General features: G+C 73.2%; 13 protein-coding genes. 5 read left to right on the forward strand and 8 right to left on the reverse strand.

The annotated features are described in order from the left end of the window. Positions 1-234 precede the first annotated feature (234 nt). Positions 235-1,770 carry an ArnT family glycosyltransferase gene (locus tag EUA06_RS21140; RefSeq protein WP_129479494.1) on the forward strand — a complete coding sequence of 512 codons (1,536 nt, stop codon included), beginning with the start codon at positions 235-237 and terminating at the stop codon, positions 1,768-1,770. Continuing rightward, positions 1,767-2,987, forward strand: coding sequence for a lipopolysaccharide biosynthesis protein (locus tag EUA06_RS21145; RefSeq protein WP_129479496.1), 1,221 nt, complete (start codon positions 1,767-1,769; stop codon positions 2,985-2,987). Before EUA06_RS21140 ends, EUA06_RS21145 begins: the two co-directional genes overlap by 4 nt. On the opposite strand, the gene EUA06_RS21150 is transcribed toward EUA06_RS21145, so the two are convergent. Genes EUA06_RS21150 through EUA06_RS21165 form a run of 4 tightly spaced genes read right to left on the reverse strand, consistent with a single transcriptional unit; the run spans position 2,959 to position 6,558 of the window. Beyond that, on the reverse strand, positions 2,959-3,693 hold the full coding sequence (locus tag EUA06_RS21150; RefSeq protein ID WP_242498303.1) for a class I SAM-dependent methyltransferase: 735 nt from the start codon (positions 3,691-3,693) through the stop codon (positions 2,959-2,961). The genes EUA06_RS21145 and EUA06_RS21150 overlap by 29 nt on opposite strands. Next, positions 3,690-4,853, reverse strand: coding sequence for a dTDP-4-amino-4,6-dideoxygalactose transaminase (gene rffA / locus EUA06_RS21155; RefSeq protein WP_165354488.1), 1,164 nt, complete (start codon positions 4,851-4,853; stop codon positions 3,690-3,692). The genes EUA06_RS21150 and rffA overlap by 4 nt, the downstream gene beginning before the upstream one ends. Beyond that, on the reverse strand, positions 4,850-5,608 hold the full coding sequence (locus tag EUA06_RS21160) for a sulfotransferase domain-containing protein (protein ID WP_129479500.1): 759 nt from the start codon (positions 5,606-5,608) through the stop codon (positions 4,850-4,852). Before EUA06_RS21160 ends, rffA begins: the two co-directional genes overlap by 4 nt. Next, on the reverse strand, positions 5,605-6,558 hold the full coding sequence (locus tag EUA06_RS21165) for a glycosyltransferase family 2 protein (protein ID WP_165354489.1): 954 nt from the start codon (positions 6,556-6,558) through the stop codon (positions 5,605-5,607). Before EUA06_RS21165 ends, EUA06_RS21160 begins: the two co-directional genes overlap by 4 nt. Before the next feature lie 114 nt (positions 6,559-6,672). On the opposite strand from EUA06_RS21165, the gene EUA06_RS21170 reads away from it, so the two are divergent. Genes EUA06_RS21170 through EUA06_RS21180 form a run of 3 tightly spaced genes read left to right on the forward strand, consistent with a single transcriptional unit; the run spans position 6,673 to position 11,278 of the window. After that, a complete protein-coding gene (locus EUA06_RS21170; protein WP_129479504.1) occupies positions 6,673-9,753 on the forward strand; it encodes an FtsX-like permease family protein in 3,081 nt (1,026 codons plus the stop codon). Beyond that, positions 9,753-10,616 (forward strand): ABC transporter ATP-binding protein, encoded by an 864-nt coding sequence (locus EUA06_RS21175; RefSeq protein WP_129479506.1) that lies wholly within the window; start codon positions 9,753-9,755, stop codon positions 10,614-10,616. The genes EUA06_RS21170 and EUA06_RS21175 overlap by 1 nt, the downstream gene beginning before the upstream one ends. Then, positions 10,613-11,278, forward strand: coding sequence for an ABC transporter ATP-binding protein (locus EUA06_RS21180; protein ID WP_129479508.1), 666 nt, complete (start codon positions 10,613-10,615; stop codon positions 11,276-11,278). Before EUA06_RS21175 ends, EUA06_RS21180 begins: the two co-directional genes overlap by 4 nt. A gap of 14 nt (positions 11,279-11,292) precedes the next feature. Here EUA06_RS21180 and EUA06_RS21185 read toward each other — a convergent pair whose 3' ends face one another. From EUA06_RS21185 to EUA06_RS21195, 4 genes are read right to left on the reverse strand one after another with little or no spacing between them, the layout of a single operon-like run. After that, positions 11,293-12,045: an energy-coupling factor ABC transporter ATP-binding protein gene (locus EUA06_RS21185; protein WP_129479510.1), complete on the reverse strand. Its 753-nt coding sequence runs from the start codon at positions 12,043-12,045 to the stop codon at positions 11,293-11,295. Then, on the reverse strand, positions 12,042-12,722 hold the full coding sequence (cbiQ, locus tag EUA06_RS21190; RefSeq protein ID WP_129479512.1) for a cobalt ECF transporter T component CbiQ: 681 nt from the start codon (positions 12,720-12,722) through the stop codon (positions 12,042-12,044). Before cbiQ ends, EUA06_RS21185 begins: the two co-directional genes overlap by 4 nt. Before the next feature lie 2 nt (positions 12,723-12,724). Further along, positions 12,725-13,057, reverse strand: a complete 333-nt coding sequence (locus EUA06_RS22825) for a PDGLE domain-containing protein (protein ID WP_242498304.1) — start codon at positions 13,055-13,057, stop codon at positions 12,725-12,727. After that, the gene (locus EUA06_RS21195; RefSeq protein WP_207208484.1) at positions 13,054-13,737 is read right to left on the reverse strand and encodes an energy-coupling factor ABC transporter permease; all 684 of its coding nucleotides are present in this window, start codon (positions 13,735-13,737) and stop codon (positions 13,054-13,056) included. The genes EUA06_RS22825 and EUA06_RS21195 overlap by 4 nt, the downstream gene beginning before the upstream one ends. Positions 13,738-13,781: the final 44 nt, after the last annotated feature.

Raw genomic sequence — 13,781 nt, forward strand, 5'->3', positions numbered from 1 at the left:
CTCGCCGCCGACGGCTCACGCCCCTACCGACCAGCCCGCCCGACGAGAGCCGAACCATGCTGAACTGGGAAGAGCCCCATTGCCCGGCTGGCGTGCGCGTGGGTGTGTTCGTGGGTGGTCATCGGGAGCTCCGACGTCTCGGGAGTGGGTTCGCTCCGTCAACATATACCCCCTAGGGGTATATTCCGCGGGTCGTTCACCTGCTCGTCGCCCGTGGTCCGTAGGGTGATCGTCGTGCCCGAGGTGATCCGTCGCGACCCCCTCGTGCCACTCGTCGGGATCGTCTCCGTGATCGTCTACGCGCTGCACGGCTTCCACGGCGCCCTCACGCGAGACCTCGGCATCTACAGCTACGCCGGCCAGCAGGTCGCGGACGGCGTGCCGCCCTACCTCGGCGTCCTCAACCGCGCGGGTCCGCTGGCCCACGCGCTGCCGGGTGTCGGCGCGCTCGTCGCTCGCGTGGGCGGGCTCGACGAGCTGGTGACGATGCGGGTCGTCTTCATGCTGATGGCGACCGCGGCGGTCTGCATGGTCTACCTGCTCGGTCGCGACCTCTTCGACTCCCGCGCTGCCGGCCTCGTCGCCGCGAGCGCGCTGCTGTCGTTCCACGGCTTCATCCAGTACGCCTCCGACGGCCCGCGTGAGAAGACCCCGATGACCCTCTTCGTCATCGTCGCGCTCTGGGCGGTCACCCGGCGCAGGTGGTTCACCGCCGGCGTCTTCACCAGTCTGGCGACGCTGTGCCTGCAGACCGCGTTCTTCAGCACCTTCGCCGCCGTCGCCGTGGCGGTGCTGCTGGTCGCCTCCCCTCGCGTGGCCGGCCGGGCCAAGGCCTTCATCCGGGTGGCCCTCGGCGGTCTGGCGCCGGTGGCCGTCCTCGCGACGTGGTTCGCACTGGCCGGCTCGCTGCGCGAGGCGTGGGACGCGTTCTACGTGATCAACCGCGACTACACCGTGCCCGACCCGGTCGCCGACGACCTGGACCAGGTCTGGTTGGGCCTGCAGGAGGCGTACGGCGTCACCGTCTGGCTGCTGGTCGGCGGCATCGCCGCTCTCGGGCTGGTGACCCTCGCCGCCGTCGTGCCACGCGCACGCCGCGCGTTCCCCGCGCTCGCCGTGCTCCCTGCGATGACAGCGGGACTGCTCGCCGGGCTGTGGTGGATCACGAAGGAGTACGACTCCTGGGCCGACCTCTTCCCGCTCCTGCCGTTCGCCGCCCTCGGGCTGGGCGCGGCCACCGCCGTCGTCGTACGCCGTCTCCCTCCGCGCCCGCAGGGGACCGTCGCGGCCGTGGCAGCCGCCGCCTGCCTGGCGCTGGCCCTGAACTACTCGCTCACCACCCGTGACGACACCCTCGACCTCCAGCGCGAGGCCACGGACGCGGTGCTGGCGCAGCTCCCGGAGGACGCCACGATCACCTCGGTCGAGGGCCCGCAGCCGCTCGTGCTGACCGGCCGCACGAACCCGACGCGCTACCAGATGTTCCGCAGCGGCCTCCAGGACTACATGGAGGACACCTGGCCGGGCGGTTACGACGGCTTCAAGCGCGACCTCGTCGCCGACCGACCGGACCTGGTCTCCACCGGAGAGACCGTCTCGCTCACATGGCGGCGCGCGCTGATGCCCGACTACGTCTTCGTCGGCCGGGCGCCGCAGTGGGAGTGGTACGCCCGCGCCGACCTCGGCGCGGAGACGATCGCGGCGCTGCGCGAGGCCGCCGACCACGACCCGGCCGATCCGTTCGCGGTGCTGGAAGACCACCCGGAGTGACCCGCCGCGCCCCGGCCCTGCTCGCCGCCGGATCCGTGGTCAGTGGACTGCTGGCCTACGTGCTCTTCGCGCTTGTCACCCGGGGGCTCGGTGCCGAGATGGCAGCACCGGTGTCGGTGCTGTGGACGCAGTGGACCTTCGCCGCCGCGGCCGTCACCTTCCCGCTGCAGCACTGGATCACCCGCAGCGTGGTCGCCGGACACGAGGGAGACGTGAACCGTGCGGCCGCTCGGGTGGCCGGGACCGTGGTCGCCGTCGCGCTGGCCCTCGGGATCGTCGCCTGGCTGCTGCGCGAGCGCCTCTTCCACCGCGACGACGTGTGGTTCCCGCTGCTCGTGGTGCTGGTGACGCTGGGCTGCGCTGCCGTGGGCGTGACGCGAGGGGGGCTCGCGGGTCGCGGCCGCTTCGGTGCGGTCGCCGTCAGCCTGGTCGCCGAGAACGCCTTGCGCTGCGTCCTGGTCGGCGCCCTCCTCGTCGCCGACGTGCACGACCCGGAGCTCCACGGGCTGGCCCTCGTCGCGGGCGGGCTGGTCGCGCTGTGGCCGTCCGCGTGGCGCTTCCGCGGCTCGGGTGACGGTGGCGACACCAGCGCCTTCGCGTTCCTCGGCGGGGCCTCGAGCGGGCAGTCCGTCGCGCAGGGCGTGCTCACCGGGGGCGCCGTCCTGCTGGCGCTGCTGGGCGGCTCGGCCGCCGAGGTGACCGCGATGTTCGCCGCGCTGGCGCTCTTCCGCGCGCCCTACATGGTCGTCCTCGGCACGCTCCCACAGCTGACCGAGCGCGTCACGACGTACGTCGTCTCCGGTGCCGTCGACCGGCTGCGCGCGCTGGCGCGGGGTCTGATGGTCCTCACGGTCGTCGCGGTCCCGCTGGCCGGGGTCTTCGGCGCGGTGCTCGGGCCGTGGCTGCTGCGGCTGGTCTTCGGCAGCACCGTGGTCGTGGGTGCGGAGGTCTCAGCACTGGTCGCCGCCGGGTGCACGCTGGCAGTCGCCAACGTGGTCCTGATGGTGGCCGCCCTCGCGGGCGACCGGCCGCTCCGGGTGGCGGGCGCGTGGGCGGCAGCCGTCGGCACCGGGGCCGTCGCGACGGTGGCGTTCGCCGGCCTGTCGCCGGTCCCGCGGACGGCAGCGGTCTTCCTCGCCACCGAGGTCGTCGCCGCGCTCGCTCTCGCGGTCGTGGCGTGGCGCTCGCTCAGGCTCGGTCGGAACGCCCGGGCTTGACCGCGACCAGCAGCACCGACGAGCCGTAGGGCAGGTCGCGGCGGCGCAGCACCCGCGCGTCCGCCCGGCACAGCCCCATCAGCACGCGATCCGCGCGCCCGGAGACCTGGGGGAGCCGGGTGTCGCCGGGCGGCGGGGGAGCGAGGCGTCGCTTCAGCCGCTCGGCGACGAACAGCGGGAAGACCCCGCTGAAGGCGTACGTCGCCCGCACGACCTGCATCCCGCCGCCCTCGACCAGCCGGACCAGCTCGGGCCGGGTGTAGCGCCGGTGGTGGCCGGCCTGGACGTCGTGGTCGCTCCACGCCCACTGGTAGGCCGGCACGGACAGCAGCATCCGGCCGCCCGGCGCCAGCACGCGGGCCAGCTCGGCGACCGCGCGACCGTCGTCGGCGCAGTGCTCGACGACGTCGAAGGCCGAAACGACGTCGAAGGTCTCGTCGCCGAACGGCAGCTCGGTCGCCGACCCGCAGACGCCCTGACCGGGCACCAGCCCCTCGGGCAGGAGGTCGAGGCTGACGTGCTGCTGCTCACCGCGCATCCAGCCGACGCTCGGCGCGTCCGCACTGCCGACGTCGAGGGTGCGTCGCGGGGTGCCGAGGTGCGGCCGCATCACCACGCCGAGCAGGTCGGCGCGCGCCCGGTGCCACCAGTAGCCCTGCGTGCGCAGCGAGGACGAGCCCGGCTGCAGCGGTTCTGCGGGACTCACCGGCTCTCGAGCGTCTCCGTCGTCGCCTCGACGAAGGTGGACACCACCCGGTCGAGGTCGCTGTCCGTCAGGTTGTTCCAGAACGGCAGCCGCAGCAGGCGGTCGGAGATGTCGCGCGAGACCGGGCACTCCGTCTCGCGCACCGCGAAGCTCCGGCCGGCGTCGGAGGCATCGAGCGGCTGGTAGTGGAACGTCGCCTGCACGCCGGACTTCCGCATCAGCTCGAGCACGTCGTTGCGACGGTCGCGGTCGGGCAGCAGCACGTAGAACATGTGGTGCGCGGAGGTGCGCTCCGGCGGCACGTGCATGAGCTCGAAGCCGAGCTGGTCGGCGTACGGCGCCAGCGAGGTCGTGTAGTGCTCGACGACCGCGCGCCGCTTGGCCTGGATCACCTCGCGCATCTCGAGCTGGGCGTAGAGGTAGGCCGCGAGCATGTCGGAGAGGCCGAACGACGAGCCCGTGTCCTTCCAGGTGTACTTGTCGACCTGGCCGAGCATGAACGCGTGGCGGTTGGTGCCCTTGTCGTAGAGCACCCGGGCGCGCTCGACGTCGTCCGGGTCGTTGAGCACGAGGGCGCCGCCCTCGCCGCAGACGAAGTTCTTGGTCTCGTGGAAGCTCAGCGTGGCGAAGCGGCCGAGGCTGCCGAGCGGCTGGTCGCGCCAGGTGCCGAAGAGTCCGTGCGCGTTGTCCTCGATGAGGCGGACCTCGGGCCACTTCGCCAGGACGGCGCGGATGCCGTCGACGTCGCAGGCGATGCCGGCGTAGTGGACGATCACGACCGCGCGCACGTGCTCGTCCAGCAGGGTCTCGAGGTGCGCCGGGTCGAGGCCGAGCGTGACCGGCTCGATGTCGCAGAAGACGAGGCCGGCGCCCTGGCGCGCGAAGGCGAGCCCGGTGCTGGTGAAGGTGAAGGACGGCACGACCACCGTGTCGCCCTCCTGCAGGTCGAGCAGCATCGCGGACAGCTCCAGCGCCGCGGTGCACGAGGTCGTCATCAGCACCTCGGCGGCGCCGGTCTCGTCGCGCAGCAGCTCGGCGGCGCGCCGGGTGAACTCGCCACCGGAGGCGAGGTGCCCGCCGCGTGCAGCGTCCTGGACGTAGTCGAGCTCGCGTCCCTCGAGGGCGGGGACGTTGAACGCGACGTCGGGGAGCTCGCTCACCACGGCACCTTCCTTCCAAGCAGGTCGGCCAGCGCGGCGTTGCTCACCGCGTAGTACTCCTCCAGAGTGCCCCGCAGCGCCTCGCCCAATACAGGCGTCGCGGCTGAACTCTGGTTGACGGGTCGGCTCGGCGGCGTGGGCGTCAGCGTGGGCGCCGCGCCGAGCTCGCCCACGAGCTCGGTGAGCACCGCGGGGTCGGCCAGCAGCTCCTCCAGGAACACCACGTGGGTCGAGTGGGGGAACCTCGACGTCCACGACGGGAGGTGGTCGACGTACCGCCCGCGGCGGACGTAGGCGAAGGGGGAGACGGACGAGGCGGCCGGGTCCCACACCTGCTCCCCGTCCAGGTCGGCGCGCAGCGCCTCCTCGAGGTCGCGCGTCTCGAGCCCGTGGTCCGTGCTGAACCGCCAGTTGCTCACCGCCCGCTGCACCGGGTCGCGGAGCACGACCACGACGGAGGGCACGCCCAGCATCTGCGCAGCCCGCTCGGGCGCTCCCGGGACCTCGAGGTAGCTGGTGCTCTTGTCGAGGAGGAGCGTCTCGTCGGTCGCGTGGGCGAACCACGTCGCGTCGTACCACTCGTGACCGCGCGCGGCGAGGTCGTCGTCGCAGAACACCTTGGGCTCCGGGCGCGACGGGCGGGCCAGGGTGATCTGCGGGTGCGCGTCGAGCGCGGCACCGACGTACGTCGTCCCGCACCTCTGGGCGCCCACCAGCAGCACGTGCCGGGCCGGATGCCCCTCGTCTCCCGTCATGAGGAGACCCGCTCGGAGACGTGGTAGGTCGTGACCGCGCTGACCGCGTTGAGGGTGCGGACGACGTACTCACCCAGCATCGACAGCAGCATGATCACGACCCCGTTGAGGACGGCCAGCAGCACCGCGATCGTCGTCCAGCCGGGGACGGCGCTGTCCACGAAGAACGACCGCACCAGGTAGAAGAGGCCGAGCAGGAAGCTGATCCCGGCGACGGCGAAGCCCAGCGCCGCGGCCGCCCGCAGCGGGAAGACCGAGTAGCTGAAGAGGATGGTCAGCACCAGCGAGGTGATCCGGCGAAGGCCGTAGTTGCTGGTGCCGTCGGCCCGGGGGTCGTGTCGGACCAGGACGTCGGCCGGGCTGTGGGAGAACATCAGCGCCTGGCCGGTGATGTAGGGGTGGGCGGTGCGCGAGCCGCAGATCCGCTCGACCACGTCGCGGTGCAGGATCCGGAAGTTGGACACCGCGAGGTCGCGCGGCTGCTCGAACACGCGGCGATTGATCAGGTCGATCAGCTTGCTGCCCAGCCGCCGGTAGCCCGGTGCCTGCTTGCGCTCGAAGCGACCGAAGACGACGTCGTGACCCTCCAGCGCCTTGTCGATGAGCAGGAGCAGCTGGTCGGGCGGGTTCTGCAGGTCGTCGTCCATGGTGATCACGTAGTCGCCCGTGGACTCGCGGAGGCCGGCGAGGTTGGCGTGGTGCTGGCCGTAGTTGCGGAGCAGGTCGAGGGCGACCACGTGCGACGAGCGCCGCGCGAGGTCGGCGATGACGTCCCAGCTGCCGTCGCGGCTGCCGTCGTTGACCAGGACCACCTGGTAGCGCAGGCTCGCGGCCTCGAAGACCTCGACGACGCGGTCGACGGTCGAGCCGACCACTGCTTCGCTGTTGTAGACCGGGATCACGACGGAGTAGGTCCAGGCTGATCGGTCGGGGGCGGATCGCTCGGGCACCCGAGCGAGCATATGGCCCTCCGGCCTGCCGGGGGGACGGCCGGTCCTGTCGTCCCACCCGCACGGGCGAACGACCGATATCCTCCCGGCACCGCACGGTGAGGAGGGGTGGCCATGACGGGCTCGCGTTCCTCGCGATCGCACGGCTGGTCGCCGGTGCGCCACGCGTGGCGCTCGGCGTGGGGACACCGCCGTGGCCAGGCGGTCGCACTGGTCGCCATCTCCACCCTCATCACCGCCTGCACGGCCTTCGCCCCGGTGTACGACCGCGCGATGCAGCAGGCGCTCGTCGACACCCTGCTGGCGCAGGCGACACCCGCCGAGGCGAGCGTCACGCTCGTGTCGGAGAGCAGTGACTTCGCCGGCGGGGCGATCGACTCGCGCGACCCGCGCGAGGTCGCCGCGCTCATCCCCGACGACGTGGCTGCCCGGCTCGGGCCCGTCGTGCTCGGCCGCACCGCCATCGTCACGCCGACGACCGGTGAGGTGCCCCCGGCGGGTCTGCTCCTGTGGCGTGACGGTGCCTGCGAGCACGTACGCCTGCTGAGCGGCACCTGCCCGGACGCGACCGGCGAGATCCTGGTCAGCGAGGCCGACGTCGAGAACTTCGGGCTCCGCCCGGGGGCCGAGCGCGTGGTCAACCCGGTCTACATCGATGATCAGCAGCCCGCCGTGCGCCTCGAGGTCGTGGGCACCTACGCCCCACGCGACGATGCGTGGTGGCAGGGCCAGCGGACGGTCGGCTTCTCGAGCATCACGCGGGGGCTCGAGCCCTCGGCCAACCACGACGCATGGCTCACGGTCGAGCAGACATTCGTCGACGCGCCCATCCTCACCGGGGAGACCTCGCAGGCGGGCGCCCCCGTGGACACCACGGACGGCGACGTCGACTCCCTCACGGCGTTGGGCGAGGGCGTCCAGGAGATCGCCGGCGCCATGGACCTGCGCGGCGCCGACCTGGAGCTCCGGACCGGGGTCGACGAGCTGACCGACGACCTCCGCGCGCAGGTCGCGCAGGCGCACCGCACCGTGCCGCTGCTGCTGGCGCCGATGGCCGTGCTGTCCGTCTTCGTGCTGTGGCTCGTGCTGACCGCGGCAACGTCCGCGCGACGCGGGGAGGTCGCGGTGGCACGACTGCGCGGTCGTGGGCCGGCCGGGGCGGCCGCCCTGCTGCTCCTCGAGCTCCTCCCCGCCCTCCTCGTCGGGGTGGTCCCCGGGGCGCTGGTGGCCCTGGCCGGCGGGGAGGTCGTCCGCCGCCTGCTGCCGGGCGAGTCGACCTTCGAGGCCGGTCCGGGCTTCGCGGCGGCCGTGCTGCTCGCGTTGGTCGCCGTCGTGCTGACCACCCTCGCCGCCGCGGTCCGCACGGCCCGCGAGCCCCTGCACGACGTGGTCCGCAGCGGACCCGTCGCCTCGGCCCCGTGGGCCTTCGGGGCGGTGGAGGCCTTCGTGGTCGCCTCCGTGGGCACCGGCGTGGTGGCGTTCGCCAGCGGCAGCCTGCAGGGTCCTCTTGCGTTGGCCGGGCCGGCGCTGACGGCGCTGCTCACCGGCCTCCTGCTCGCACACCTGGTCGGCCCAGCGGAGCGTGCGCTCGGACGCCGTCTGCTGGGCCGGGGGTGGCTCGTCACCGGCACCAGCCTGCTCGAGACCGGGCGTCGCTCCGAGGGCCGCACGGTCATCGTGGTCGTCACCGTCGCGTGTGCGCTGGCGACCTTCTCGATGGACGCCCTCACGATCGGCGAGCGCAACCGGTCGACCGCCAGCCAGCACGAGGCGGGTGCTCCCGCGGTGGCCGGCGTGCCCGGCGGCGACCTCGACGCGGTCCGGGCGGCGCTGGCGGTGGCGGACCCGACCGGCAGCCGCGCGACGCCCGTGCTCGTCGGCCGCGACACCCTGGCCGTCGACGCGGTCGTGTTCCGCCGGATCGCGTTCTTCCCCAGGCAGGCACCCACGGCCGAGGAGTGGCGCGCGATCGCACCTCCGGACGACCAGCCCGTGGAGATCACCGGGAGCCGGGTGGCGCTCGACGTGTGGAGCGACGGGCTCGAGGCAGACGACATCTTCGGCAGCGAGGTCGACGTGCGGCTCAGCCTCGTCGTCACCTCCGCCACCGGCGTACGCCGTGCGGCCACGCTCGGCTTCCTGCCGTCCGACGGCGCGCGCGGACGATTGACGGGCACGATCGACGCCTGCGAGGAGGGCTGCCGACTGGCCGCCCTGCAGCTCGCGACGGCACAGGGTGCCAACATCCGGGGCGAGCTCGAGCTCGCCGACCTGCGCGTCGACGGTCGCCCGGTCGACTGGGTGTCGTCGGCCTCCGACTGGAACACGACGCAGGACGAGGACACCCTCATCGAACCCGTCGCCGGCTCGGAGGGGTCCGTCCGGTTCGCGATCGACGCCAGCGGGTTCTACCCCGTCGAGGTGTCTCCTGCCTGGGTCCCGGCCGCCGTGCCGGCCCTGCTGACCGACGACCACCCCGATTCCGACGACGAGCCCCTGGCCGTCCAGGGATCCGACGGCATCGAGCGCCCGGGCGACGAGGTCGGCCGGGTCGTCCTCCTGCCCGCGATGCCCGACGGCTCCGCCCTCGTCGACCTCGACGCCGTCACCCGGGGAGCTGCGATCACCCGCGACAGCCGTATCGAGATCTGGATGGACGACGCCCCGGACCTCGAAGCGGCCGTGCGCTCGGCGCTGGGGGAGCGTGACCTCGCCCTGGGCGACGTGCGCCGCTACGCCGACGTACGCCGGACCTACGACGACACCGTCGCCAGCTGGAGCCTGGCGCTGGGTGCAGCGGTCGCCCCCGCGGTCATGCTCCTGGCGCTGCTCGTCCTGCTGGTCCTCGCCGCCATCGGCTGGCGCACCCGCGCCCGCGACCTCGCCGTGCTCCGGCTCAACGGCGTCGACCGACGCACGACCCGACGGCTCGGCGTCTGGGCCCGGCTGCCGGCGGTCCTGATCGGGGTCGTCGGCGGCGTCCTCGCCGGGCTCGGAGGGGCTGCTCTGGCCATGCCGGACGTGGCGTTCCTCCCCGAGGCCCCCGAGGTGCCGGTCCTCGACGTCAGCACGTCGTGGGCCGCGGTCGTCGCCGTCGCAGTGGTCTGCCTCGTCCTGCTGCCGGTGGCCGCGGCGCTGACCGGACTGGTGGTCGCCCGCCGCGCCCACGTCGAGCGAGTGAGGGAGGGAGGCTGATGCACGGACTCGCGATCCGCACCCGCGGCCTGGTGCACATCTACCACGCCGAGGGCCATGACGTGGCTGCCCTGTCGGGCGTCGACCTCGACGTCGCGGCAGGGGAGATGGTCGGCCTGCTGGGACCGTCGGGCTCGGGCAAGTCGACCCTGATGAGCCTCCTGGCCGGCATCTTCCGACCGAGTGCCGGCAAGGTCTTCGTCGGTGAGAGCGAGCTCTCGACCGCGCCCTCGCGCGACCTCGACCGGCTCCGCGCCACCGACGTCGGCCTGATGCTGCAGGGGGCCGGACGCAACCTCCTGCCCCATACCACCCCGGCCGACAACGTCCGCTTCGCCCAGCACCGCGCCCGCCGGGCCGGCCGTGACCTTGCCGACCCGGCCGACGTCATCGCCGACCTCGGGCTCGCCGAGCACGCCGACGAGCCCCTGGGCCGGCTGACCCCGGGTGGCCTTCAGCTCGCCGCCGTCGCCGTCGCCGTCTCGACGCGCCCGGGCCTGCTCCTCTGCGACGAGCCCACCAGCCAGCTCGACCACGCGGCCCGTGACCAGGTGCTCGAGGCGCTGGCCCGCGTGAACCGCGCCTACGGCACCACCGTCGTGCTGGTCACCCACGACCCCGACGTCGCGCGGGTGCTGCCACGCACGGTCACGATCCGCGACGGCCGGATCGGTGGCGAGGGGCGCAGCGGCGAGGAGTACGCCGTCGTCACCGCCGACGGCTTCCTGCCGCTGCTCGGCCACGTGCGCGACCGGCTGCCGCCGGGCACGCTCGTGCGGGTCCACGAGGTGGGGGACCACTTCGAGCTGCGCGCCCAGGGCGACGCCGACGACGCGACCGGATCGACAGGTAAGGACCGATGAGCGACCTCGTCGGCACCGGCCTCGGGGTGACGTACGGCGACCTGGTCGCCGTACGTCCGCTCGACCTGCGGGTGCCGGGCGGGCGGATGGTGGCGGTGACCGGACCCTCGGGGGCCGGGAAGTCGTCGCTGCTGTGGGCCCTGGCCTGCGCGCTGCGGCCGGCGGTCGCGGACGTGACGGGCACCGTCGAGGTCGACGGACAGGGGCTGTGGGACCGCGAGGACGCCGCCCGCGCCGGTGTCGTGCTGGTGCCGCAGCGCAACGGCCTGAGCGCCAGCTTGTCGGCCGAGGAGAGCATCCTCGTCCCGCTGCTCGCCCTCGGCGTCGGCGCCGGGGAGGCGTCCGCCCGGGTCGAGGCCGAGCTGGGTCGGGTCGGGCTGTCGGAGTTCGGTCGGCACCTGGTCGACCAGCTCTCCGGTGGCCAGCAGCAGCGGGTGGCCCTCGCCCGGGCCTTCGCCCTGCGACCGCGCGTGCTGCTGGCCGACGAGTCGACCAGCGACCTCGATGCCGGCAACCGCGAGCTGATGATCGCCGCCCTGCGTGAGGAGGCCGCCCGCGGTGCGGCGGTCGTCCTGGCGACCCACGACCCGGAGGCTGCCGCCCAGACCGATGCGGTCCTCGCGCTCGACGAGGGCGCGGCGACCTGGGTGCGGGAGGCCTGAACCTCTCGTCCGGGTCAGCAGACGTGTGGGTCGAAGCCGAACGGCAGCTCGAGGCGGTGCGACTTCATCAGCGCGTCGTCGGTGAGGATGTCGAAGGTGCTGCCCTGCGCGGCGACGATCCCGTCGGACAGCACGATCGCCCGCGGACACAGCTGCAGGGCGTAGGGCAGGTCGTGGGTCACCATCATCAGCGTGACCTCCAGCCCGGTCAGGATGTCGGCGAGCTCGCGACGCGACGCCGGGTCGAGGTTCGAGCTCGGCTCGTCGAGCACGATGATCTCGGGCTCCATCACCAGGACGGTGGCGACCGCGACGCGGCGCCGCTGCCCGAACGACAGGTGGTGCGGGGGGCGGTCGGCGAAGTCGGCCATCCCGACCATGTCGAGCGCGTCCATCACCTTGCGGTCGAGCTCGGCACCGCGCACCCCGAGGTTGCGGGGGCCGAAGGCGACGTCCTCGCGGACGCTGCCCATGAAGAGCTGGTCGTCGGGGTCCTGGAAGACGATCCCGACCCGACGGCGGATCTCCTGGAGGTTGTCGCGCACCACGGGCAGGCCCGAGACGGACACGGTCCCCGCGCCGGGCTGGAGGATGCCGTTGAGGTGCAGCACGAGGGTGGTCTTGCCGGCACCGTTGGGACCGAGCACGGCGACGCGTTCGCCGCGCTGGACCTGGAGGTCCACGCCGAAGAGCGCCTGGTGGCCGTCGGGGTAGGCGAACGCCACCGACCGTAGGTCGAGCACCGGGGTGTTGATGGGGGTGGTCATCGCCGTGCCCCCTGAGGTGCACTGCCGTCGTAGCCGCGCGAGATCATCGCGAGGTGCACCCGCTCGCCCCGCTCGAAGGAGCGGATGAACAGGGCGCCGGCCGACTTCGCCACGACGGGCCAGTGGCGCGGGTCGCGAGCGGTGAAGCCGCGGGACTCGCGAGCCGTCTTCATCCGGCGCAGCTCGTCGGTCACCACGTCGAGGTAGCGGATCATGAAGCCCATGATCTGCACCAGCTGGGTCGGCACCCGCAGACGCTCGAGACCGGCGAGCAGGTCGCGCGGATCCGTGGTCGCTGCCAGGAGCAGGCTGGCGAGCACGCCGAGGGTGGCCTTGGTGACGAGCGCGCCGGCGGCCACCAGGCCGGGCTCGCTCAGGCCGAGGCCGAGCACCTCGACCTCGGGTCCGGTGGCGACGAAGGGCAGCAGCGCCGCGAACACCAGGACCGGCGTCTCGACGACCATCCGTCGGGCGAGGTAGCCCACGGGGACGCCGGAGAGCGCGACCAGCGCGGCCAGCACGACGGCGTACGCCACGAAGGCGGGCACCCACGCTGCCGGAGTCGCGACGACGACGAGCATGAAGGTGACGAGCGCAGCGACCTTGAGGTGCGCCGGTGCCCGGTGGAGCGGGGAGTGCCCGTGGAAGTGGAGCCGGTGTCCGTGCGGGGCGCCCATCGTCACTCGCCCCCGACGGTGCGGGGTGTCGACCGCTTGCGCAGCAGCATCAGGGCCGAGGTGCACGCGAGCACGACCAGGCACCCGATCACTCCGGCGACGCCGCCGGACCAGCGCGAGTCGATCCCGGCGACCTCGTAGCCGGCCAGCGGGCCGTCCTGGGCGCCGGAGGCCTGCTCGGCACCGGCGAAGCCGAGATCACCGGCGACCCGGTTGAGTCCGTCGGGGCTGGCCGAGGCCCAGAGGCTGACCACGCCGGCGAGCAGCAGCGCGACGAGCAGTCCGACGATCATGAGGGTCCTGGTGGAGACCCGGCGAGCACCAGCGGCGTTCATGCCGCCACCCGGGTCTCGAGGGTGCGCACGTCGAGCACGCGACGGGCGCCGTGGACCAGGTCCGGCCGGACCGAGACGATGCTGGCCACGACGAGGAACGTGATGACGGCCTCGCCGACACCGATGAGCGTGTGCACCCCGACCATCGCCGTGAGGAGGGTGTCGAGCGGGATGGGCACGGCGCCACCGACGGCGTAGAGCCCGACGAACGTCGCCGCGCTCAGCACGACCGACACGAGTGCCCCGATCGCGGCCGCCGGCGCCACCATCGACAGCCGCCTCGGCAGCACGAGCTGGACGCCGCGGAAGGCGACGTAGCCGGCGACGACGGTGACGACCCCCATCAGCACGACGTTGGTGCCGAGCGCCGTGATGCCTCCGTCCGCGAACAGCAGCGACTGGACGGCCAGCACCACGGTGAGGCAGAGCAACCCGGTGTACGGGCCGACGAGGACGGCGGCGAGGGCACCCCCCATGAGGTGCCCGCTGGTCCCTCCCGCCACCGGGAAGTTGAGCATCTGGGTCGCGAACACGAAGGTCGCGACGAGCCCGGCCAGCGGTGCGATGCGGTCGTCGACCTCACGGCGGGCTCCCCTCAGCGCGATCGCGATGCCGGCTGCGGCGACCCCGGCAGTGGCGAGCGAGGTGGGCGCGTCCAGGAATCCGTCGGGAACGTGCATCAGCGATCCTTCCCTGCCTTGTTGCACGCCATGTGCAACAACGG

This window comes from Nocardioides glacieisoli (assembly GCF_004137245.1).
GTDB classification, from domain to species: Bacteria; Actinomycetota; Actinomycetes; order Propionibacteriales; family Nocardioidaceae; genus Nocardioides; species Nocardioides glacieisoli.